The 22,237-nt window shown below is 70.2% G+C and carries 19 protein-coding genes and 2 pseudogenes; 15 read left to right on the forward strand and 6 right to left on the reverse strand.

The features are described from left to right. Window positions 1-16: 16 nt before the first annotated feature. The 5 genes from OG953_RS34460 (at window position 17) to OG953_RS34480 (ending at window position 7,325) form a co-directional block, all read left to right on the forward strand. Window positions 17-1,180 carry an ATP-binding protein gene (locus OG953_RS34460; RefSeq protein WP_405689149.1) on the forward strand — a complete coding sequence of 388 codons (1,164 nt, stop codon included), beginning with the start codon at window positions 17-19 and terminating at the stop codon, window positions 1,178-1,180. Window positions 1,181-1,326: 146 nt separating this feature from the next. Further along, a complete protein-coding gene (gene pheS / locus OG953_RS34465; RefSeq protein ID WP_405689150.1) occupies window positions 1,327-2,454 on the forward strand; it encodes a phenylalanine--tRNA ligase subunit alpha in 1,128 nt (375 codons plus the stop codon). Beyond that, on the forward strand, window positions 2,454-5,006 hold the full coding sequence (pheT, locus tag OG953_RS34470) for a phenylalanine--tRNA ligase subunit beta (RefSeq protein WP_405689151.1): 2,553 nt from the start codon (window positions 2,454-2,456) through the stop codon (window positions 5,004-5,006). The genes pheS and pheT overlap by 1 nt, the downstream gene beginning before the upstream one ends. Window positions 5,007-5,357: 351 nt before the next feature. Then, entirely contained in the window at window positions 5,358-6,707 is a 1,350-nt protein-coding gene (locus tag OG953_RS34475; RefSeq protein ID WP_405689152.1) for a transcriptional regulator, read from the forward strand. Between the two features lie 87 nt (window positions 6,708-6,794). Beyond that, a complete protein-coding gene (locus tag OG953_RS34480; protein WP_405689153.1) occupies window positions 6,795-7,325 on the forward strand; it encodes an NUDIX domain-containing protein in 531 nt (176 codons plus the stop codon). Between the two features lie 96 nt (window positions 7,326-7,421). Here the strand turns inward: OG953_RS34480 and OG953_RS34485 are convergent, their stop codons facing one another. Beyond that, a complete protein-coding gene (locus tag OG953_RS34485) occupies window positions 7,422-8,282 on the reverse strand; it encodes a 3-hydroxybutyryl-CoA dehydrogenase (protein ID WP_405689154.1) in 861 nt (286 codons plus the stop codon). A 216-nt stretch (window positions 8,283-8,498) separates the two neighbouring features. Here OG953_RS34485 and OG953_RS34490 point away from each other — a divergent pair, with 216 nt between their 5' ends. Beyond that, window positions 8,499-9,764 (forward strand): glycoside hydrolase family 10 protein, encoded by a 1,266-nt coding sequence (locus OG953_RS34490; protein ID WP_405692229.1) that lies wholly within the window; start codon window positions 8,499-8,501, stop codon window positions 9,762-9,764. Between the two features lie 107 nt (window positions 9,765-9,871). Here the strand turns inward: OG953_RS34490 and OG953_RS34495 are convergent, their stop codons facing one another. Both OG953_RS34495 and OG953_RS34500 read right to left on the reverse strand, forming a co-directional pair. After that, window positions 9,872-10,084 (reverse strand): DUF1918 domain-containing protein, encoded by a 213-nt coding sequence (locus tag OG953_RS34495; RefSeq protein ID WP_405689155.1) that lies wholly within the window; start codon window positions 10,082-10,084, stop codon window positions 9,872-9,874. A gap of 85 nt (window positions 10,085-10,169) precedes the next feature. Continuing rightward, on the reverse strand, window positions 10,170-11,108 hold the full coding sequence (locus tag OG953_RS34500) for a DMT family transporter (protein ID WP_405689156.1): 939 nt from the start codon (window positions 11,106-11,108) through the stop codon (window positions 10,170-10,172). Between OG953_RS34500 and OG953_RS34505 the strand changes: the two genes are divergently transcribed. The 4 genes and pseudogenes from OG953_RS34505 to OG953_RS34520 all read left to right on the forward strand — a co-directional run. Then, window positions 11,107-12,564 carry a PLP-dependent aminotransferase family protein gene (locus tag OG953_RS34505; protein ID WP_405689157.1) on the forward strand — a complete coding sequence of 486 codons (1,458 nt, stop codon included), beginning with the start codon at window positions 11,107-11,109 and terminating at the stop codon, window positions 12,562-12,564. The genes OG953_RS34500 and OG953_RS34505 overlap by 2 nt on opposite strands. An 84-nt stretch (window positions 12,565-12,648) precedes the next feature. Further along, window positions 12,649-12,756: pseudogene (locus OG953_RS34510) on the forward strand (GNAT family N-acetyltransferase); the annotation flags it as partial. Between the two features lie 59 nt (window positions 12,757-12,815). Beyond that, complete coding sequence (locus tag OG953_RS34515; RefSeq protein ID WP_405689158.1) at window positions 12,816-13,391, forward strand: histidine phosphatase family protein; 576 nt, start codon at window positions 12,816-12,818, stop codon at window positions 13,389-13,391. A 75-nt stretch (window positions 13,392-13,466) separates the two neighbouring features. Continuing rightward, window positions 13,467-13,832: pseudogene (locus OG953_RS34520) on the forward strand (serine hydrolase); the annotation flags it as partial. Between the two features lie 45 nt (window positions 13,833-13,877). Here OG953_RS34520 and OG953_RS34525 read toward each other — a convergent pair. The 3 genes from OG953_RS34525 to OG953_RS34535 all read right to left on the reverse strand — a co-directional run bounded on the left by OG953_RS34525 (window position 13,878) and on the right by OG953_RS34535 (window position 15,846). After that, complete coding sequence (locus OG953_RS34525) at window positions 13,878-14,621, reverse strand: Clp protease N-terminal domain-containing protein (RefSeq protein ID WP_405689159.1); 744 nt, start codon at window positions 14,619-14,621, stop codon at window positions 13,878-13,880. 90 nt (window positions 14,622-14,711) lie between these two features. Then, on the reverse strand, window positions 14,712-15,173 hold the full coding sequence (locus tag OG953_RS34530; RefSeq protein WP_405689160.1) for a hypothetical protein: 462 nt from the start codon (window positions 15,171-15,173) through the stop codon (window positions 14,712-14,714). Between the two features lie 175 nt (window positions 15,174-15,348). Then, a complete protein-coding gene (locus OG953_RS34535) occupies window positions 15,349-15,846 on the reverse strand; it encodes a peptidylprolyl isomerase (RefSeq protein WP_405689161.1) in 498 nt (165 codons plus the stop codon). Window positions 15,847-16,016: 170 nt separating this feature from the next. On the opposite strand from OG953_RS34535, the gene OG953_RS34540 reads away from it, so the two are divergent. The 5 genes from OG953_RS34540 to OG953_RS34560 all read left to right on the forward strand — a co-directional run bounded on the left by OG953_RS34540 (window position 16,017) and on the right by OG953_RS34560 (window position 22,228). Next, window positions 16,017-17,876 (forward strand): glycoside hydrolase family 15 protein, encoded by a 1,860-nt coding sequence (locus tag OG953_RS34540; RefSeq protein ID WP_405692232.1) that lies wholly within the window; start codon window positions 16,017-16,019, stop codon window positions 17,874-17,876. Between the two features lie 68 nt (window positions 17,877-17,944). Next, window positions 17,945-18,973, forward strand: coding sequence for an N-acetyl-gamma-glutamyl-phosphate reductase (gene argC, locus OG953_RS34545; protein ID WP_405689162.1), 1,029 nt, complete (start codon window positions 17,945-17,947; stop codon window positions 18,971-18,973). Further along, window positions 18,970-20,124: a bifunctional glutamate N-acetyltransferase/amino-acid acetyltransferase ArgJ gene (gene argJ, locus OG953_RS34550; RefSeq protein ID WP_405689163.1), complete on the forward strand. Its 1,155-nt coding sequence runs from the start codon at window positions 18,970-18,972 to the stop codon at window positions 20,122-20,124. The genes argC and argJ overlap by 4 nt, the downstream gene beginning before the upstream one ends. Further along, window positions 20,121-21,035, forward strand: a complete 915-nt coding sequence (gene argB / locus OG953_RS34555) for an acetylglutamate kinase (RefSeq protein WP_322108782.1) — start codon at window positions 20,121-20,123, stop codon at window positions 21,033-21,035. The genes argJ and argB overlap by 4 nt, the downstream gene beginning before the upstream one ends. Then, window positions 21,032-22,228 (forward strand): acetylornithine transaminase, encoded by a 1,197-nt coding sequence (locus tag OG953_RS34560; RefSeq protein ID WP_405689164.1) that lies wholly within the window; start codon window positions 21,032-21,034, stop codon window positions 22,226-22,228. Before argB ends, OG953_RS34560 begins: the two co-directional genes overlap by 4 nt. Window positions 22,229-22,237: the final 9 nt, after the last annotated feature.

Here is a 22,237-nt window from a genome sequence, read left to right on the forward strand (position 1 = left end):
AGGTGGGGTACGGGATATGGCTGTCGGCATGAGCAGGCCGCGCGAGACACACGTGGCCGTCGCGCGCGCCGGTGAAGGCCCCGGCACGGCGGGCGAACCGGCCGAAGGACCGGACCTCGGACCCGTCGATGCGACCGTCGATCCCGACGACCTCCCCGACGGCCTGGTCATCGCCGACGAGACCGGCCGGGTCATCTGCTTCAACTCCGCGGCCGCCCGGATCACCGCCGTGCCCCGGACCGCCGCTCTCGGCCGCCCCCTGGAACACGCGCTGCCGCTGGAGGACCTCAAGGGCCGCCGCTGGTGGGCGCTGACCGATCCGTACGGCGGCCTCGCCACCCGGGTCGGTCAGCCCGAGCGCAATCTGCTGCTGCCCGGCGGCCGCGAGGTCCTGGTCTCCGCACGGTATGTACGAGAGCACCCGACCGGTCCCGTACGCCGTCTGGTGGTCTCGCTGCGTGGCACCGAGGCCCGCCGCCGCAGTGAACGCAGCCACGCCGAGCTGATCGCGATCGTCGCCCACGAGCTGCGCTCCCCGCTGACCTCCGTCAAGGGCTTCACCGCGACCCTCCTCGCCAAATGGGAACGGTTCACCGACGACCAGAAGCGCCTGATGCTGGAGACCGTCGACGCCGACGCGGGCCGCGTCACCCGGCTCATCGCCGAACTGCTCGACATCTCCCGGATCGACTCCGGCCGGCTGGAGCTGCGACGGCAGCCCGTGGACCTCTCCGCCGCCGTCGAACGCCACATCCAGGCCCTCACCGCGAACGGCCAGACCCCCGACCGCTTCCTCGTCCGCACCTGCCAGCCGCTGCCCGCGGTCTGGGCCGACCCGGACAAGGTCGACCAGGTGCTCGGCAACCTGCTGGAAAACGCGGTGCGCCACGGCGAGGGAACCGTCACCATCGAAGTCGCACCCGCACCCGCGAAGAGCGACGAGAAGGGAACGGCCGTCACCGTGAGCGACGAAGGCCCCGGCATCCCCGAGGAGTCGATGAGCCGTGTCTTCACCCGCTTCTGGCGGGGGAGCAAGCGAGGCGGTACGGGCCTGGGCCTCTACATCGTCAAGGGCATCGTCGAGGCGCACGGCGGCACGATCACGGTCGGCCGCGGCCCCGGTGGCGGCGCGGAATTCCGATTTATTCTGCCTGTGAGCACGCCGGCCTACCTGGTCTGAGCAGCCCACGGGCCTCCCACACATCCTGTGACCCTTAGACTCGACCTTTGGCACCTTTGCGTCCTCCAGTCGTCGAGCGGGGCCATGGGGGTCCGGGGGAATCCCCCGGTAAGCGCAGTACCAGCCAATCGGAAGCACGGGAAGAGATGTCGGCACCGAACAAGTCGTACGACCCAGTCGAGGTCGAGGCACTGAAACCGGAAGAGATCGAGCGCATGCGGGACGAGGCGTTCGCCGCCTTCGCCGCCGCCGGTGACCTCGACGCGCTCGCCCAGGCGAAGACCGCGCACACCGGTGGTACCTCGCCCCTGTCGCTCGCCAACCGGGAGATCGGCGCCCTGCCGCCGCAGGCCAAGGCCGAGGCGGGCAAGCGCGTGGGCCAGGCCCGCGGCGCCGTGAGCAAGGCCCTCGCCGCCCGTCAGGCGGAGCTGGAGGCCGAGCGGGACGCCCGCGTGCTGGTCGAGGAGGCGGTGGATGTCACGCTGCCCTACGACCGCATCCCGGCCGGCGCCCGCCACCCGCTGACGACCTTCATGGAGCGCGTCGCGGACGTCTTCGTGGCCATGGGCTACGAGGTCGCGGAGGGCCCCGAGGTCGAGGCGGAGTGGTTCAACTTCGACGCCCTGAACTTCGTGCCCGACCACCCGGCCCGGCAGATGCAGGACACCTTCTTCGTCCAGGGCGCCGACGGTGCCAAGAACGACGAGTCCGGTGTCGTGCTGCGTACGCACACCTCGCCGGTACAGGCCCGCACCCTGCTCGACCGTGAGCCCCCCGTCTACGTCGTCTGCCCCGGCCGCGTCTACCGCACCGATGAGCTCGACGCGACGCACACCCCGGTCTTTCACCAGATCGAGCTGCTCGCCGTCGACGAGGGCCTCACCATGGCCGACCTCAAGGGCACCCTCGACCACATGGTCCAGGCGCTCTTCGGCCCGGACATGAAGACCCGGCTCCGGCCCAACTTCTTCCCGTTCACCGAGCCGTCCGCCGAGATGGACATGGTCTGCTACGTCTGCCGCGGTGCCTCCGTGGGCAACCCGGACCGCCCCTGCCGCACCTGCGGCAGCGAGGGCTGGATCGAGCTCGGCGGCTGCGGCATGGTCAACCCCAAGGTGCTCATCGCCTGCGGTGTCGACCCCAAGAAGTACAGCGGATTCGCCTTCGGGTTCGGCATCGAACGGATGCTGATGTTCCGCCACAACGTCGAAGACATGCGAGACATGGTCGAGGGTGACGTCCGGTTCACCCGGCCGTTCGGGATGGAGATCTGATGCGCGTCCCGCTTTCCTGGCTGCGGGAGTACGTCGACCTGCCGGCGACGGAGACCGGCCGTGATGTACAGGCCAAGCTCGTCGCCGTGGGTCTGGAGGTCGAGACCGTCGAGCAGATCGGTGCCGGCCTCAAGGGCCCGCTGGTCGTCGGACAGGTACTGACCATCGAGGAGCTGGAGGGCTTCAAGAAGCCCATCCGCTTCTGCACGGTCGACGTCGCCAACGCCAACGGCACCGGCGAGCCGCAGGAGATCGTCTGCGGAGCCCGTAACTTCTCCGTCGGCGACAAGGTCGTCGTGGTCCTCCCGGGCGCCGTCCTGCCCGGCGACTTCGCGATCGCCGCACGCAAGACGTACGGCAAGACCTCGCACGGCATGATCTGCTCCACCGACGAGCTCGGCATGGGCGACGACGGCACGCACGGCATCATCGTGCTGCCGCCGGAGCACGAGGTCGGCACCGACGCGATCGAGCTGCTCCAGCTCGTCGACGAGGTCCTCGACATCGCCGTCACGCCGGACCGCGGCTACTGCCTGTCCATGCGTGGTGTCGCCCGCGAGACCGCCATCGCGTACGGGCTGCCGCTGCGCGACCCTGCCCTTCTCGACGTGCCCGCGCCGAACGCGTACGGCTACCCGGTCAAGGTCGCCGACCCGATCGGCTGCGACAGGTTCACCGCGCGTACCGTCGTCGGCCTGCAGCCCGAGGCACGCTCCCCGATCTGGCTGCAGCGCAGGCTGCAGAAGGCCGGGATGCGCCCGATCTCGCTCGCCGTCGACATCACCAACTACGTGATGCTGGAGCTCGGCCAGCCGCTGCACGCCTACGACCGCACCCGCATCGACGGGCCGATCGGGGTGCGCCGCGCCCAGCAGGGCGAGAAGCTCACCACCCTCGACGGCACGGTCCGCGTCCTGGACGCCGAGGACCTGGTCATCACCGACAACCGCGGGCCGATCGGCCTCGCGGGCGTCATGGGCGGAGCCAACACCGAGATCGCGGACGTCCAGGAAGACGCGCACAGCACCACCGAGGTCGTCATCGAGGCCGCGCACTTCGACGCGATCTCGATCGCCCGGACCGCGCGCCGCCACAAGCTGTCCTCCGAGGCGTCCAAGCGCTTCGAGCGCGGCGCCGACCCGCAGGCCGCGGCCGCGGCCGCGCAACGCACCGTCGACCTGCTGGTACTGCTCGCCGGCGGCACCGCCGAGGCCGGGGTCACCGAGGTCAGCGCCCCGTCCGCGCCCCGCACCATCGCGATGCCCGCGGACCACCCCGACCGGGTGGCCGGTGTCGCCTACGGCCGCGAGACTGTCGTACGCCGCCTCCAGCAGGTCGGCTGCGACGTCTACGGGCAGGACGAGCTCCTCGTCACCGTGCCGTCCTGGCGGCCCGACCTGAGCGAGCCGAACGACCTCGCCGAAGAGGTCATCCGTCTTGAGGGTTACGAGAACCTCCCGTCCACCCTCCCGACGCCGCCGTCCGGCCGCGGGCTCACCGACCGCCAGCGGCTGCACCGCAGGATCGGCCGGGCGCTCGCCGGAGCCGGCTACGTCGAGGCGCTGAACTACCCGTTCATCGGCGACGCCGTGCTCGACCAGCTCGGGATCGACACCGACGACGCCCGCCGCCGTACGGTCGAGCTCGTCAATCCGCTCTCCGACGAGGAGCCGGCGCTGCGCACCACGCTGCTGCCGGGCCTGCTCGGCGCACTGCGGCGCAACGACGGCCGTGGCAGCCACGACCTCGCGCTCTTCGAGACCGGCCTGGCCTTCATTCCCCAAACTCTCAGCTTCGTTCGAGCAGGGGAGACCCCACTGACCGGCAGCGAGACGAAGGCCGTACGGCTGCCCGTCGACCGCCGTCCCACCGACGAGGAGATCGCGGGGCTCGACGCCACGCTGCCGCGTCAGCCGCGCCGCGCCGCGGTCGTCCTCGCGGGCGCCCGCGAGCAGGCCGGCTGGTGGGGCAAGGGCCGCCCGGCCGACTGGGCGGACTCCATCGAGGCCGCTCGTACGATCGCCCGTGAAGCGGGCGTCGAGGTGATTGTCCGGAGCGACCAGCACGCGCCGTGGCACCCGGGCCGCTGCGCCGCGCTGTACGTCACGGTGAACGGCGAGGAGACCCTCTTCGGGCACGCCGGTGAGCTGCACCCGCGCGTCATCAAGGAGCTCCACCTGCCGGAGCGCACCTGCGCCATGGAGGTCGAGCTCGATGTCCTGGAGCAGGCCGTCGACGGCGCGCTCCGGGCGCCCCGGATCTCCGCCTTCCCGGTGGCGACCCAGGACGTCGCGCTGATCGTCGCCGAGAGCGTCCCCGCCGCCGAGGTGGAGCAGGCGCTGCGTGCGGGTGCGGGTGAACTCCTCGAGTCGCTGCGGCTGTTCGACGTCTTCACCGGCGACCAGATCGGTGCGGGCCGCAAGTCCCTGGCGTACGCGCTGCGCTTCCGCGCGGCGGACCGCACGCTGACCGTGGACGAGGCCACGGCCGCCCGCGACGCGGCGGTGGCCCTGGCCGCCGAGCGGACGGGCGCGGTGCTGCGGGGCGCGTAACGCCTCATGCGGCACACATCATGAAAGAGGGGCGTATCCGCTGACCGGATACGCCCCTCCTGTGCTCGCCGAGCGGCACAGAACCGCTCGCGGGCGTTCCCCGCACCGTCCGCGCCGCCACGGAGTGTCGGGCAGGTCGGCGGAAACGGACGGCGCGGGTGCGGGTCGTCGACTGTACGAGGGGGAGCAGACGACCCGGCCGCCTCTTGCGAGACGACTGATTCAACCGATCCGCGCACCGGCGCAACAGAGCGCGCAGCGGGACGGTTCGGGCGTTGCGTTCACACCCCCGTGTGAATCGTGCTCCACTGGTTCGACACGCCTCGGCGTGCCGAACCACCGGAGGGGCAAATGGGGGCAACGGAGCCCAACATTCTGCTGGAGGCCCTGATCGAGGAGGCGGCCGTCTCCCGGGCGGGCCTCGCCGCGCACATCAACCGGGCCGGCCGTTCCCGCGGATTGTGCCTGCGGTACGAACACACCGCGGTGGCAAGGTGGTTGAAGGGGCAGCGCCCGCGCGGCCAGGTGCCGGACCTGATCTGTGAAGTGCTCGGGAACCGGCTGAACAGGTCTCTTTCGCTGGACGACATCGGCATGGCGACCCCGGGCGTCGGCGCGGCCGTGACCGGATCCACGCTCACCGGATTCGTCGAGCGGGCCACCGCGCTGTGGCGTTCCGACGACCAGCAGCGCCCGCACATACTCGCCTCGGCCGCCGTCACGGGCACCACTGCGGTGATGCCCGTCTGGGAGTGGGAGAACCCGCCGGAGGACGTCGACGTCTCCCGCAGAGGCACGACCCGGGTCTGCGTGGCCGACATAATGACCCTGCGCGCGGCCCGTGCCCACTACGAACTGATGTACCGCAGGGCAGGCGGAATCGCGACCCGTTCCCGCATCGTCGGCTTCCTCAACACCGAGACCGCCCCGCTGCTGCGCGGCGGCTACAGCGACGCGATGGGGCGCCAACTGCACCGGGCGACGGGCGGGCTGGTGGCGGTCGCGGGCATCTGCGCCTACGACTCCGACGCGCACGGGCTCGCCCAGCGCTACTTCCACCAGGCCCTGCGGCTTGCCAAGGCGAGCGGTGACCGGGGTCTCGGCGGCTATGTGATCGCCCTGCTGGTCAACCAGTCGCTGTTCCTCGCCGACTACCGGCAGTCGGTGGCCTTCGCGCAGGCGGCACTACGGGCCGCCGGCCGGCACATCACTCCCGCGCTGGCCGCCGATCTGTACGCGATGCAGGCCAAGGCGTACGCCCACATCGGCGACGCCACAAGCGCCCTGGAGTGCATCCGGCGCGCCGAGTCGGAGGCCGGACGCATCCGGCCGGGCCATGAACCGGACGAGACGGGGTACGTCCAGCCGGGCCTGGTCGATGTGCAGGTGGCCGAGGCCCTGCTCAGCCTCGGCGATCTGCCGGGGGCCAGGGAACACGCGGTGACGGCCGTGCGGACCCCGGCGCACGACCGGGGCCGGGTGCACCGGCTGGCCATGCTGACCCATATCGAGCTGCGTCAGGGCGAGGCGGACCGGGCGGCGGCCACGGCCGTGGAGATGGCGGAGCAGGCCAGGGGCATGGAGTCGCAACGGCTGCGCGACCGGCTGCGTGCGGTGCGCGAGGATCTGATCGCGAGCGGCTGCGCCGACGCGGGGCGGGCCGCCGAACTGATCGACGGGGCGTTGCGCGTACCGCTGTGAGTTCGTACCCGCGGGTACCGGTGCGTTCCCCTCCGATCCCGCTCCTGCTGCGATGTTGTCACCTACTTGTCAGAAGGTGGCAAAACTGTGCAGTGGACGAATCTGAACGAGCAAAACGTGTATGAGAACCGCTGGTTCCGGGTCAATCTGGCGGATGTGCTCATCCCCGACGGCCGCCATCTCGACCATTACCTCATCCGGCTCCGCCCCGTCGCGGCGGCCACCGTCGTCAATGAGGCCAACGAGGTACTGCTGCTCTGGCGGCACCGGTTCATCACCGACAGCTGGGGCTGGGAAATCGCCGCGGGCGTCGTCGAGGACGGTGAGGACATCGCAGCGGCCGCCGCCCGGGAGATGGAGGAGGAGACCGGCTGGCGCCCCGGACCGCTGCGTCCGCTGCTGACCGTGGAGCCGTCGAACGGCCTCACCGACGCCCGGCACCACCTCTACTGGTCCGAGGAGGCCATCTGGACCGGCCACCCCAGCGACGACTTCGAGTCCTCGCGCCGCGAGTGGATACCGCTCAAGCTGGTGCCCGACATGATCGCCCGCGGCGAGGTCCCGGCCGCGGGCATGGTGGCCGGGCTGATGATGCTCCATCACTTACGGCTGGGATGAGACCCCCGGACCGAGGCCGGGATGAAGCTCCCGGAACCGCGAAAAGGGGCCGGCCGGGGGTTTCCCGGCCGGCCCCGTGCGGGCACGAGAGACGGATCAGGCGTACGGGTAGAAGCCCGAGCCCGTCTTGCGGCCGAGCCGGCCCGCGTCCACCATCCGCTGGAGCAGCGGGGGAGCGGCGTACAGCGGCTCCTTGAACTCCGCGTACATCGAGTCGGCGACCGAGGCCACGGTGTCCAGACCGATCAGGTCGGAGAGCTTGAGCGGGCCCATCGGGTGGGCGCAGCCGAGCTCCATGCCGTTGTCGATGTCCTCACGGCTGGCGATCCCCGATTCGAACATCCGGATCGCGGAGAGAAGATACGGAATCAGCAGCGCGTTGACGACGAAGCCGGAGCGGTCCTGGGCGCGGATCGGGTGCTTGCCGAGCACGTCCTGCACCAGGGCCTCGGCGCGCGTCACCGTCTCGTCGGACGTCGTCAGCGCAGGAATCAGCTCGACGAGCTTCTGCACCGGGGCCGGGTTGAAGAAGTGGATGCCGATGACCTGGTCGGGGCGAGAGGTCGCCACGGCCAGCTTCACCAGCGGAATGGAGGAGGTGTTCGAGGCGAGGATCGCGTCCTGCCGGGTCACCACCTGGTCGAGCACCTGGAAGATCTCGGTCTTGACCTGCTCGTTCTCCACGACGGCCTCGATGACGAGATCGCGGTCGGCGAACTCTCCGAGGTCGGTGGTGAAGCTCAGACGAGCCAGCGTCTCGTCGCGCTCCTCCGGAGTGATCTTGCCGCGTTCGGCGGCCTTCGAGAGGGAGTTGTGCAGCCGGGTGCGGCCGATCTCCAGCGCCTCGCCGGTGGTCTCGGCCACCTTGACCTCAAGACCGCTGCGGGCGCACACCTCCGCGATACCCGCGCCCATCTGGCCACAGCCCACCACTCCGACGCGTGCAATGTCGGCCATAGAGTCCGTCACCTCGTGCCTTTCGCTGTTCTGCGTGTCGCAGGTTCCCGTCTGATTCCGGTGCCCGCCCCGACCCCCCGACGTTACTCCGCGACCTACGAGTCATTGCGGGCCGGGGCGGGCATGCTCTGCGTTACGCCCGGATACCGGGGCGACGGACGAGGGCAGAGAGACGGCAGGTGCAACGAAATGCGGCAAATGGCCAGAAGAGGCTTTGTGGCGGGTGCGGCCGGGGTGGTCGCGGGGGTGGTGAGCACAATCACCATGGCCGGTGATGCCATCGCGGTTCCGTCCCGGCAGGCCAGCACCGGACCGGCGGACACAGCATCGCGCAAGGGCGGTCACCATGTGGCGCGGCGCGAACTGCGCGGCATGTGGGTCGCCACCGTCGCCAACATCGACTGGCCCTCCGCGCCCGGTCTGACAGCGGCCGCGCAGGAGGCCGAGCTGATCGCGTACCTCGACGAGGCGGTCGACCGGCGGCTGAACGCCGTGATGCTCCAGGTCCGGCCGACCGCCGACGCGCTGTGGCCCTCGGCCTACGAACCGTGGGCCCAGTACCTCACCGGGGTGCAGGGCAAGGACCCCGGCTGGGATCCGCTGGGCACGGCCGTCCGCGAGGCGCACCGCCGCGGGCTCGAGCTGCATGCCTGGTTCAACCCGTACCGGGTCGCCAACCACACCGATCCGTCCCGTCTGGTCGCCACCCACCCCGCCAGGCTGCACCCCGACTGGGTCCTGCCGTACGGCGGGAAGCTGTACTACAACCCCGGAATCCCCGAGGTCCGCCGCTTCGTCCAGGACGCGATGCTCGACGCGGTCCGCCGCTACGACATCGATGCCGTGCACTGGGACGACTACTTCTACCCGTACCCGGTGGCCGGGCAGGTCTTCGACGACGACGCCACGTACGCGAAGTACGGTGCGGGCTTCCCGGACAAGGCCGCCTGGCGGCGCGACAACACCGACAAGCTGGTGCGCGAGACGGCCGAGCGGATCAAGAAGATCAAGAAGAACGTCCAGTTCGGGATCAGCCCGTTCGGTGTGTGGCGCAACGTCGCGACCGACCCGCTCGGCTCCGACACGAAGGCGGGTGTGCAGACCTACGATGATCTGCACGCCGACACCCGCGGCTGGGTCGAGAAGGGCTGGATCGACTACATCTGCCCGCAGATCTACTGGAACATCGGCTTCGCCGCCGCCGACTACGCCAAGCTGCTGCCCTGGTGGGACGCGGTCGTACGGGGCACGGGCGTCGATCTGTTCGTGGGCGAGGCGCTCTACAAGGCCGGTGACCCGGCCCAGCCCGCAGCCTGGCAGGACCCGGCCGAACTCTCCCGCCACCTCGACTTCGCCGCCACCTACGACCAGGTGCGCGGCCATGTCTACTTCTCCGGAAAGAATGTGGTCACGGACCGGATCGGAACCATGGACCGGGTGGTGGCCGACCACTATCGCAACAGGGTGCGTCCACCCCGCTGACAGAAGAAGCGGAGTGGACGCACCCGGTGTTGTGGGCGGGCTGCCGGGAACCTATCGGCCCGCCCAGGGCCCGGGGGGCGAAGAGCAGTGCCGTCCGCCGGAGGCCGCTACGGGGTCTCCTGTGCCTGCTTCCGGACGACGGTGTGCTGTACGACGCTGTCGGGACCGGGCGAAATCAGGTGTTCGTGTCCGTCCTCGAAGCGGACGCGGTACGGGGGAGTGCCCCCGGCCCCGAGCACTTCGACGATCTCTGCGACCCGGTCGTGCTGTCCCACGGTCCTGCCGTGCGTCAGCAGCCGGTCGCCCGCGTGTGCCTCCATCGGGAGTGACCTCCTCACGGGTGCGGTCCTTGTCGACAAGTCTATGACCGAAAAGAGACTTCGCCCGGTGGAAGGTGCGTGGTTCTCACCCCGGACGCCGGGCGCGCCCCGTCCGCTGGGTGGCCGCGATGCAGACGAGCACCGCGACTGCCGCCACCGGCGCCGCCGCCGAGACCTCCTCGCCGAGCAGGAAGAACGACCACACCAGTGTCAGCAACGGCTGCGCGAGCTGAAGCTGGCTGGCCCGCGGAACCCCGATCTCCGCCATCCCGCGGTACCAGACGTACAGGCCGAAGAAGGTGGACCCGGCCGCCACCCAGACCAGTCCGATCACCCCGTGCGCGGTCAGCCGCACCGGCTCCAACGGCAACGCGATGGCCGCCCCCGCCATCGCGAGCGGCAGAGAGAGAATCAGAGCCCAGCCGACCACCTGCCAGCCCGGCATGATCCCGGCCAGCCTGCCGCCCTCGGTGTATCCCGCCGCGCACACCAGCAGTGCACCGAACAGATACAGATCACCGCCGGACAGCGCACCACCGCTCTCCTGCACGGTGAACGCGATCACCACGGCCGCCCCGGCGAGCGCCGCGATCCAGAAGGCACGCGGCGGCCGCTCCCCGGTCCGCAGCGAGGAGAACACCGCGGTGGTCAGCGGCAGCAGCCCCACCACAACGGCTGCGTGCGAGGTCGTCGACGTCTGCAGCGCCAGCGTCGTCAGCAGCGGGAAGCCGACCACCACACCGGCGGCGACGACGACGAGCCCGGCCCGGTGCCGGCGGTCCGGCACCGGGACGCGGCCCGCCAGCAGTACACCACCCGCGATCGCGGAGGCGAGCAGGGTGCGCAGCGCCACCAGCGACCAGGGGCCGAAGCTCTCCAGCCCCCAGGCCGTGGACGGGAAGGTCAGCGAGAAGGCGACGACACCGAGCCCGGCGAGAACCATGCCACCGCGGTTCGCCGTGCCAGCCGTCGATGAGTCAACCGCTATCGTGCTTTCGGGGGTAGCGCTATCCTTAACTTTCATGCAAGAGCGTAGCAGTGTCGCTGAACTCGTTGATTCTCTCCGCGGTGAACTGAACCGCTACTCACCAGGTGGAAAGCTGCCGTCGAGCCGGGCCCTCGTGGAGCGCTTCCGGGTCAGCCCCGTCACCGTCTCCCGGGCCATTGCCCAGCTCGCCGCCGAGGGTCTCGTCGTCACCCGCCCCGGCTCCGGCGCCTTCCGGGCGCCGCCCCGTAGCGATGTGCCCCCGCCGGGCGACACCTCCTGGCAGGAGATCTCCCTCAGCGGCGACGGCGGCCACGAAGCGGTGCCGCGCACCGTCGACGCCTCCGGTGTCCTGGTCACGCTCACCGCACCGCCGCCAGGCGTCATCGAGCTCAACGGCGGCTACCTCCACTCCTCGCTCCAGCCGGAGCGGGCGCTCGCCGCCGCCCTCGCCAGGGCCGGCCGCCGCCCCGGCGCCTGGGACCGCCCGCCCACCGACGGTCTGACCGAACTGCGTGCCTGGTTCGCCCGGGAGGTCGGGCCCGCACTCACCGCCGCCGACGTACTGATCACCGCGGGCGGCCAGAGTGCCCTGGCCACCGCACTGCGCGCCCTCGCCCCGCCCGGCGCCCCGGTCCTGGTCGAATCGCCCACCTACCCGGGAATGCTGGCCGCCGCCCGCGCCACCGGACTGCGGCCCGTACCGGTACCCGTCGACGCCGACGGTGTGCGGCCGGAGCTGCTCGCCGCCGCCTTCCGGGCCACCGGCGCGCCCGTCTTCGTCTGCCAGCCGCTCTTCCAGAACCCGACCGGCGCGGTCCTCGCCCCCGAACGGCGCGGCGAGGTCGTGCGGATCGCCCGTGCGGCGGGAGCCTTCGTCATCGAGGACGACTTCGCCCGCCGCCTGGTCCACGACGACGCCGGGCCACTGCCCGCACCCCTGGCCGCCGACGACCCCGACGGTGTGGTCGTCCACGTCTGCTCCCTGACCAAGGTCACCTCGCCCAGCCTGCGGGTGGGCGCGCTCGCCGCCCGCGGTCCGGTGCTGGGACGGCTGCGCGCCATCCAGATCGTCGACAGCTTCTTCGTACCCCGACCGCTCCAGGAGGCCGCGCTCGAACTGGTCGGCTCCCCGGCGTGGGGTCACCATCTGCGTTCCGTATCGACCGAGCTGAGGAAGCGGCGCACCGCCATGACGACGGCCCTGCGGCAGGAGCTGCCCGTCCTCGCGCTCCCGCACATCCCCGCGGGCGGCGGCAGCCTGTGGCTGCGCCTGCCCGACGCGGAAGCCGGTACGGACGAGTCCGCGGTGGTCTCGGCGGCCCTGCGCGCGGGCGTGGCCATCGCACCCGGCCGCCCGTACTTCTGTGCCGAACCCCCTTTCCCGCAGATCCGGTTGAGCTTCGCCGCGGCCGCCGGAGCGGCCGAGATCGCCGAGGGGGTCCGACGCCTGCGCACCGCCTGCGGCGAAGTCCTGACCGGCTTGGGGGGATGACCTCCGGCCGTGAACGACGACACGCCCCAGCAGCGTCACGAGATCTCGTCCGACCCGTCCCGTCCGGACGCGGCCCGTATCCACCACGGCAGGTTCACGCTCGCCACCGAGGACGCCCACGGGGTCTACGAGAAGGTCGGCTTCAAGCCACTGAAGGACCCGCACAAGTGGATGTACATCCTGCTCGGCTGAGCCGGAAGCGCTTGTGAAGGCCCTTGACCCGCGTGGCGTTGGGATCCACGATCACCGCCATGACTGTTCGAGTCTCGCTCGTTGCCGCGGCGCGCAGCTCCGCACTGCTTGCCGAGCGCTTCGACGACGACCGGCCGCTCGACCACGCCGGCTGGCACGAGGTACAGCTCGCCGCACACACCCTGGTTCCCCTGGGCGCCGCCGAACTGCGCTACTGCTCACCGACCCCACGCAGCCGCGCCACCGGCGAGGCGCTCGGTTACGCCCCGCTCGTCCAGCCCGCCCTGCGCGACTGCGACATGGGCCGTTGGCGCGGCTGCACCCTCGCCGATGTCACGGCATACGAACCCGCGGCCGTCGACGCCTGGCTCGCGGACCCGCGCTCCGCCCCGCACGGCGGTGAACCGCTGCTCGCCTTCATCTCGCGGATAGGGGGCTGGCTGGACACCCGCCCCGCATGCGACGGAGCCATCGTCGCCGTCGCCGAACCGGCAGTCGTCCGGGCCGCCCTCGTCTATGCGCTCAAGGCCCCGCCGTCGACGTACTGGAACGTCGACGTCCGACCGCTGTCCACGGTCACGCTCACCGGTATGCCGGGCCGCTGGAGCCTCAGGCTCGAAGCGGGAGCTCGCTGAACGGCCGCCTCTCGTGGGCGCATGAAGTCTTCCCGCCGGTCCGACCAGTCGGTACGTTGCGTACCCATCGAGTCCGCCGGACGGGGCAGATCGGGCGACCGGCGGTTTCTCTCCGAGGAGGCCGTCGAGCGCGCCCGCGAGGGACAGGGGTCCTGTCGCGACCTGGTGCTCGGTACGGGCATCGGCCATGACACGGAGATCTCGCTCGGGCTGTGGCTGAGCGGCCCCGAGGGCTCGTACGGTCCCAACCCGCGGGCCTTCGGCCATGACGGCGCGGGCGGCTCCTGCGGCCTCGCCGACCCGGAGGCCGATCTCGCCCTGGGCTAAGTGATGAACCGGATGGGCCCCCGGATCTTTGACGATTTGCGCAAGACGGCCCTGATCGAGGCGGTGTACGGGGCAACTGTGACCGGCCGACGCGCGCAGGCCGGCACCGGATGACCGGCACCGGCTCTCGCCGCGCATACCCCGGACGGGCTGCTTCGGTCAGGCCTCCTTGTCCGAGGCGTTGGCGATGTGCGTGAGGGCCTCGGCGATGCCCGTCTCGGCGGTCGCCTTGTCGATGCCGAGGTTTGTCAGCACACCCGCGCCGTCCTCCTGCTCCAGCAGGGCGAGCAGGATGTGTTCCGTGCCGACGTAGTTGTGGCCCATCCGCAGGGCCTCCCGGAACGTCAGCTCCAGTGCCTTGCGGGCCCCGGCGTCGAACGGGATGAGGTCCGGCAGCTCGTCGACCGCGGCCGGCAGAGCCTCGGTCGCGGCCTGACGGACGGCCTCCAGCGCCACGCCCTGGGACTTGATGAACGCGGGACCCAGTGCCTTCGGCTCGGCGAGCAGCCCCAGCACCAGGTGCTCGGTGCGCACCTCGTTGTTGCCTGCGGCGCGGGCCTCGTTCTGCGCGGTCATCACGACGTTCCTGGCCCGCTCGGTGAAGCGGCCGAACCCTTGGCCGGGGTCCAGGTCCGAGGGCTCGCCGGGGTCCTTGGAGACGAACCGCTTCTGGGCCGCCTGCCTGGTCACTCCCATGCTCTTCCCGATCTCCGTCCAGGAAGCGCCCGAGCGCCGGGCCTGGTCGACGAAGTGCCCGATCAGATGGTCGGCCACATCGCCGAGGTGGTCCGCGGCGATGACCGCGTCGGAGAGCTGGTCGAGAGCGTCGGTGTGGACCTTCTTGATGGCCTCGATCAGGTCGTCGAGGCGTACGGGATTGGTTGGACGCACAGGTTTCACCATGCGTCAACCTTAGGTTGACAGTCCGGGGGTGTCAACCGACAGTTGACATTGGGGGCTGTGAAGGCGCGCTGTCGCATGGGCAGTGTGAGATCACCAGAGCGCCGTACAGAAGACGCACGCTTCCCAATGGACCGGCGCGCACAGGACGCGGTGCCGTACGCACGAGGCCATGGCGGCTTCCTCCGGGCCCGGAAAGGGGAAGCCGTCGCTCGGCCGCTCCACGTCGGCCGGATCGAACGCCTCGACCATCTCCCGGTACTGCCGCAGGAACCCCTCGGCGAAGGGCGGCTCGTAGCCCAGCTCGTCCCACCGGTGCCTGCGCAGGGCGAGATCGAGCACCCGCAGGACGAAGTCCTTGGCCGCGGCCTGCTCGTGAGGGGAGCGGCCCCAGTCGACGTCCTCCAGGTCGAACCCGACCACTCCGCGCCCGATGACGCTCTGGTCCTGCAAGGTCAGCAGGGTGGCGAAGCGGTGGTCCCAGGCGCTGTCGGCGAGCTCGGACACGGCCAGCATGAGCACGTCGACGAAGACGTCCGTGCTTCCGTTGGACATGGACAGACTGCGGCCCCCGCCGTGAAACACGTTCCCCATCCCGACACCCTATCGAGCGGATTCGCACCGCCGGCCGGTCGGCCGTGGCCGTCCCTGCGCCGGCCGGATACGACGGAGCGCGCCGTCCGACGGAGTCCGTCGGACGGCGCGCTCGTTCAGCGGTTCCGTATGCGGGTCAGAGGACGCCGCTGTCCGCGATGGTGATCTTCGCCTGGGGCCGGCCGCTCTGCGAGCCGAGGGCCTCGATCTTCTTGACCAGGTCCATGCTCTCCTGGTTGTCGACCTCACCGAACACCACGTGCTTGCCGTCCAGCCACGACGTCACGATGGTCGTGATGAAGAACTGGGAGCCGTTGGAGTGGGGGCCGCTGTTGGCCATGGAGAGCAGGCCCGGCTTGGTGTGCGCGAGCTTGAAGTTCTCGTCCGGGAACTTCGCCCCGTAGATGCTCTTGCCACCCGTGCCGTTGCCCTGGGTGAAGTCGCCGCCCTGCAGCATGAAGTCGGGGATGATCCGGTGGAAGGACGATCCCTTGTAGCCGAAGCCCTTCTCGCCGGTCGCCAGCGCACGGAAATTCTCCGCGGTCTTGGGAACGACGTCGTCGAAGAGTTTGAACGTGATCCGCCCAGCGGGCTCGTCATTGATGGTGATATCGAAGTAAACGTTGCTCGTCATGGAACCATCCTGACATCGATGCGCTCGGCGCCGACGGGCGGGCATGGTGCCGGGCCCGTCGACGTGGCAGCGGGAGTGGACACCGCGGCGCCCACTCCCGCTGTCCTGCGCGTCGACGACTGGTTAGCCTGAAGAAGGGGTGCGCAGGCTCAGGGAGGTCCGTTGTGACTGTGGAGGCCAATGCGAGCACCGGGACGTTCAGTGCTTTCGATGTATCCCCGGGTGTCGGCGCGCCCCGCTATCTGCCGGTTGCCGAGCACGGCCTGATCGGCGATCTGCGCAGCGCGGCGCTGGTGGGCACCAATGGCACCATCGACTGGTACTGCTGCCCGCGCTTCGACGCACCCAGTGTCTTCGCCTCGATTCTCGACGCCGACCGTGGCGGGTACTTCGAGCTCGCGGCGGATGCCCCGACGCGTACCAAGCAGTTCTACTTCCCCGACACCAATGTGCTGATCACCCGCTTCTTCGCGGAGGACGGGGTCGGCGAGGTCCAGGACTTCATGCCGGTACTCGACGATTCGCGCGAGGCCGACCGGCACCGTCTGATCCGCCGCGTGGTGTGCGTCCGCGGATCGCTGCCGTTCCGCGCCCGGGTGGCCCCCCGTTTCGAGTACGGGGCGCAGCCGCACACCGTGCACGTACAGCACGGCCAGGCGGTCTTCGAATCGCCCTCACTCACTCTCGCGCTGACGTCGAGTGTGCCGCTCGAGGTCGCCGGCCAGGACGTATGGTCGCTGTTCAAGCTGCACGAGGGCGAGTCCGCGGTCTTCGCCCTCGACCGGGTCGGCGGCGACGTGGCGCCCCGCTTCTGCCCGCTGTCCGAGGCGGAGCAGCAGTTCAACGCCACCGTCGGGTACTGGCGGCGGTGGCTGTCCCGGTCGCGGTACCGCGGTCGCTGGCGGGAGATGGTGCACCGCTCCGCCCTCACCCTGAAGCTGCTCACCTACGCCCCGACCGGCGCCATCATCGCCGCGCCGACCACCAGCCTGCCCGAACGCATCGGGGGCGAGCGCAACTGGGACTACCGCTACGTATGGATCCGTGACGCGGCGTTCTGCGTGTATGCGCTGCTCAGGCTCGGCTTCACGGAGGAGGCCGAGGCCTTCATGGGTTTCCTTTCCGAGCATGTCCCCCTCGAAGTGACCGAGACGACCGGCCCGCTGCAGATCATGTACGGCATCGACGGACGCCGTGAGCTGCCCGAGCGCGAGCTGACCCATCTCGAGGGCTACCGGGGCTCGGCCCCCGTACGCGTCGGCAATGATGCCGTCGGCCAGTTGCAGCTGGACATCTACGGGGCGCTCACCGACGCCCTCTACCTCTACAACAAGTGGGGGCAGCCCATCTCCAGTGCGCACTGGGACAGCATCAGCGAGGTGGTCGACTGGGTGTGCGACCACTGGGACCAGCCCGACGAGGGGATCTGGGAGACGCGCAGCGGGCGCAAGAACTTCCTCTACTCGCGATTGATGTGCTGGGTGGCCATCGAGCGCGCCATGCGACTGGCCCAGCATCGCGGCCTGCCCGTCGACATCGTGCGGTGGGGGCGGGCCCGGGATGCGATCTATCGCCGGATCATGCGCCATGGCTGGTCCGACGAGCGGCACGCCTTCGTCCAGTACGAGGACGGCCACGTCCTCGACGCGTCCCTGCTGATGATGCCGCTGGCGAAGTTCGTCTCCCCGACCGACCCGAAGTGGCTCGCCACGCTGGACGCGCTGGGCGAGGACCTGGTGTCCGACTCGCTGGTCTACCGCTACGACCCGCAGGCCAGCCCGGACGGACTGCGGGGCGATGAGGGCACGTTCTCGATCTGCTCGTTCTGGTACGTCGAGGCGCTGGCCCGCGCCGGCCGCCTGGACGAGGCCCGACTCGCGTTCGAGAAGATGCTCACGTACGCCAACCACCTCGGTCTGTATGCGGAGGAGATCGGCCACACCGGGGAGCAGACCGGGAACTTCCCTCAGGCCTTCACCCACCTGGCGCTGATCAGTGCGGCCTTCGGTCTCGACCGGGCGCTCGGCTAGGCGTGAGTTGACTTTTGCATAAAAGTGCATAGCTGCGTATAGTCATGCCATCAACGAGGAGGATTTCGATGGTGGTACGTGCAGCAGTGGCAGGGGCGAGCGGATACGCCGGTGGGGAGCTGCTCCGTCTCCTGCTGGTCCACCCCGAGGTCGAGATCGGGGCCCTCACCGCCCATTCCAACGCGGGGCAGAAGCTCGGTGCGTTGCAGCCGCATCTGCGGCCGCTTGCCGACCGTGTGCTTCAGCCGACCGGGCCCGAGGTCCTCGCCGGGCACGATGTCGTCTTCCTCGCCCTTCCGCATGGGCAGTCCGCCGCCGTCGCCGAGCAACTCGGTGACGAGGTGCTCGTGATCGACATGGGCGCCGACTTCCGGCTCAGGGACGCAGTGGACTGGGAGAAGTTCTACGGCTCGCCGCACGCCGGGACCTGGCCCTATGGTCTGCCCGAACTGCCGGGCGGGCGCCCGGCGTTGGCGGGGTCCAAGCGCATTGCGGTGCCCGGCTGCTACCCGACCGCCGTCTCTCTCGCGCTCTTCCCGGCGTACGCCGCCCACTTGGCCGAGCCCGAGGCCGTGATCGTTGCCGCGTCCGGTACATCCGGGGCGGGCAAGGCGGCCAAGCCGCATCTGCTCGGCTCCGAAGTGATGGGCAACATGTCCCCGTACGGCGTCGGCGGGGTCCACCGGCACACCCCCGAGATGATCCAGAACCTCAGCGCTGCGGCCGGTGAACCGGTCACGGTCTCCTTCACGCCGACCCTGGCACCGATGCCCCGCGGCATCCTCGCGACGTGCAGCGCGAAGGCGAAGCCGGGCGTGAGCGCCCGGGCCGTCCGTGACGTGTACGAGAAGGCGTTCGCCGAGGAGCCGTTCGTCGACCTGCTCCCCGAGGGGCAGTGGCCCGCCACAGCGTCCGTCCACGGTTCCAACGCCGTACAGATCCAGGTCGCCCACGACGAGGCGGCAGGCCGGATCATCGTCATCAGTGCCATCGACAACCTCGCCAAGGGCACTGCCGGCGGCGCCCTGCAGAGCATGAACATCGCCCTCGGACTTCCCGAGGACACAGGTCTCTCCACGATCGGAGTCGCACCGTGAGTGTCACGGCAGCACAGGGATTCTCGGCGGCGGGCATCGCCGCGGGAATCAAGGAGAGCGGTAACCCGGACCTGGCCCTCGTGGTCAACCACGGTCCGCGTCGCTCCGCCGCGGGCGTCTTCACCTCCAACCGCGTCAAGGCTGCCCCCGTCCTCTGGTCGGAGCAGGTACTCAAGGGCGGCGAGGTCAGTGCCGTCGTTCTCAACTCCGGTGGCGCCAACGCCTGTACGGGCCCGCAGGGCTTCCAGGACACCCACGCCACCGCAGAGAAGGCTGCCGAGGTCCTCACCGGTCACAGCGCGGGCGAGATCGCGGTCGCATCGACCGGGCTGATCGGCACGCTGCTTCCGATGGACAAGCTGCTGCCCGGCATCGAGAAGGCAGCCGCCGCCCTCAGCGAGCACGGTGGCGAGAAGGCCGCCATCGCGATCAAGACCACCGACACCGTCCACAAGACCGCCGTCGCGGGCGGCGAGGGGTGGACCGTCGGCGGTATGGCCAAGGGCGCGGGCATGCTCGCCCCGGGTCTCGCCACCATGCTGGTCGTTCTCACCACCGACGCCGACGTGGACGCGCCGGCGCTGGACACCGCGCTGCGCGCCGCCACCCGCACCACCTTCGACCGGGTCGACTCCGACGGCTGCATGTCGACCAACGACACCGTGCTGCTGCTGGCCTCCGGCGCGAGTGGGATCACCCCGGAGCAGGACGAGTTCGCCGAGGCCGTACGGACCGTCTGCGCCGACCTCGCCCGGCAGCTCATCGGTGACGCCGAGGGCGCCTCCAAGGACATCCGGATCGAGGTCATCAACGCCGCGACGGAGGACGACGCCGTCGAGGTGGGCCGGTCCATCGCCCGTAACAACCTCCTCAAGTGCGCCATCCACGGCGAGGACCCCAACTGGGGCCGGGTCCTCTCCGCGATCGGCACGACGAAGGCCGCCTTCGAACCGGACCAGCTGAATGTCGCCATCAACGGCGTATGGGTCTGCAGGAACGGCGGCGTCGGCGAGGACCGCGACCTGGTCGACATGCGCTACCGGGAAGTGAAGATCACCGCCGACCTGGCCACCGGCAGCGAGTCGGCCGTCATCTGGGCCAACGACCTCACTGCCGACTACGTCCACGAGAACAGCGCGTACAGCTCATGACCACGGCGCGGAAGCACACCGCACTCCCGAAGGCACAGATCCTCATCGAGGCGCTGCCCTGGCTGACCCGGCACAACGGCAAGACCGTCGTCATCAAGTTCGGCGGCAACGCCATGATCGACGAGGAGCTGAAGGCGGCCTTCGCCCAGGACGTCGTCTTCCTGCGCCAGGCCGGCCTCAAGCCCGTCGTCGTGCACGGCGGCGGCCCGCAGATCAGCGCCCAGCTCGACAAGCAGGGCCTGGTCAGCGAGTTCAAGGCCGGTCTGCGCGTCACCACGCCCGAGGCGATGGACGTCGTGCGGATGGTGCTGGCCGGACAGGTCCAGCGCGAGCTCGTCGGCCTGCTCAACCAGCACGGCCCGCTCGCCGTCGGCATGACCGGCGAGGACGCCCACACGATCACCGCCACCCAGCACAGGCCGACCATCGACGGCGAACTCGTCGACATCGGCCGGGTCGGCGAGATCACCGCCATAGACACCGGGGCGATCCAGGCGCTGCTGGACGACGGCCGGATCCCCGTCGTCTCCTCCATCGCGCGCTCCGCCGACGACAACCACGTCTACAACGTCAACGCCGACACCGCGGCCGCCGCACTCGCCGCCGCGCTGAACGCCGAGACGCTGATGGTCCTCACGGACGTGGAGGGCCTCTACGAGGACTGGCCGAACAGCGACGACGTGATCAGCAGGCTCACCGCGACCGAGCTGGAGAAGCTGCTTCCCGAGCTGTCCAGCGGCATGGTCCCGAAGATGCAGGGCTGCCTGCACGCCGTACGCAACGGCGTCGAGACCGCCCGTGTCATCGACGGCCGGGTCCAGCACTCGATCCTGCTGGAGATCTTCACCGACGAAGGAATCGGCACGATGGTCGTGCCCGACGCACAGCCCGACGCACAGGGGGAGTCATGAGCAACCAGGAGCTCTCGCAGCGCTGGAGCCACGCGCTGATGGACAACTACGGCACCCCCCGGCTGTCCCTCGTCCGAGGCGAAGGCGCCCATGTGTGGGACGCCGACGGCACCGAGTACCTCGACTTCGTCGGCGGTATCGCCGTGAACGCCCTGGGCCACGCCCACCCCGCCGTCGTCGAGGCCGTCTCCACCCAGATCGCCTCCCTCGGCCATGTCTCCAACCTCTTCATCGCACCGACGCCCGTCACCCTCGCCGAACGGCTGCTGCAGCTCTTCGGCCAGGGCGGCAAGGTCTACTTCGCCAACTCGGGTGCCGAGGCCAACGAGGCCGCCTTCAAGATCGGCCGGCTGACCGGGCGGACCCACATGGTCGCCACCGACGGCGGCTTCCACGGCCGGACCATGGGCGCACTCGCGCTGACCGGTCAGCCCGAGAAGCGCGAGCCCTTCGAGCCACTGCCCGGCGATGTCACACATGTCCCGTACGGGGATGCCGAGGCGCTGCGGGCCGCCGTGACCACCGATACCGCGCTGGTGATCATCGAGCCCATCCAGGGCGAGAACGGTGTGGTCGTGCCGCCCAAGGGCTACTTGGAGGCCGCCCGGCAGATCACCCGGGCGACCGGCACCCTGCTCGTCCTCGACGAGGTGCAGACCGGTATCGGCCGCTGCGGCCACTGGTTCGAGCACCAGGCCCACCAGGGTGTCGAGCCGGACATCGTCACCCTCGCCAAGGGCCTCGGCGGCGGACTGCCGATCGGCGCGACCGTCGCGTTCGGTCCGGCGGCCGATCTGCTGAAGCCGGGCCAGCACGGCACGACGTTCGGCGGCAACCCGATCGCCTGCGCCGCAGGTCTCGCCGTCCTGGACACGCTGGCGGCCGATGGTGCCCTGGACCGGGTGAAGCGGCTCGGCGAGAAGATCCGGGACGGCGTGGAGGGTCTCGGGCACCCGCTGGTGTCCCATGTCCGCGGCTCCGGGCTGCTGCTGGGTATCGTGCTCACCGAGCCCCTCGCACCTCAGGTGCAACAGGCGGCTCAGGGAGCCGGAATCCTGGTGAACTCACCCGCCCCCGATGTCCTGCGGCTCATGCCGCCGCTGATCATCGGTGACACGGAGGTGGACGCGTTCCTCCAGGCGCTGCCCGGCGCTCTCGACGCGGCAAAAGGGGACGGACGATCCGGAGAATGAGGCGACGAC

Origin of the sequence: Streptomyces sp. NBC_00057, from assembly GCF_045041165.1 — a bacterium.
Lineage (GTDB): Bacteria > Actinomycetota > Actinomycetes > Streptomycetales > Streptomycetaceae > Streptomyces.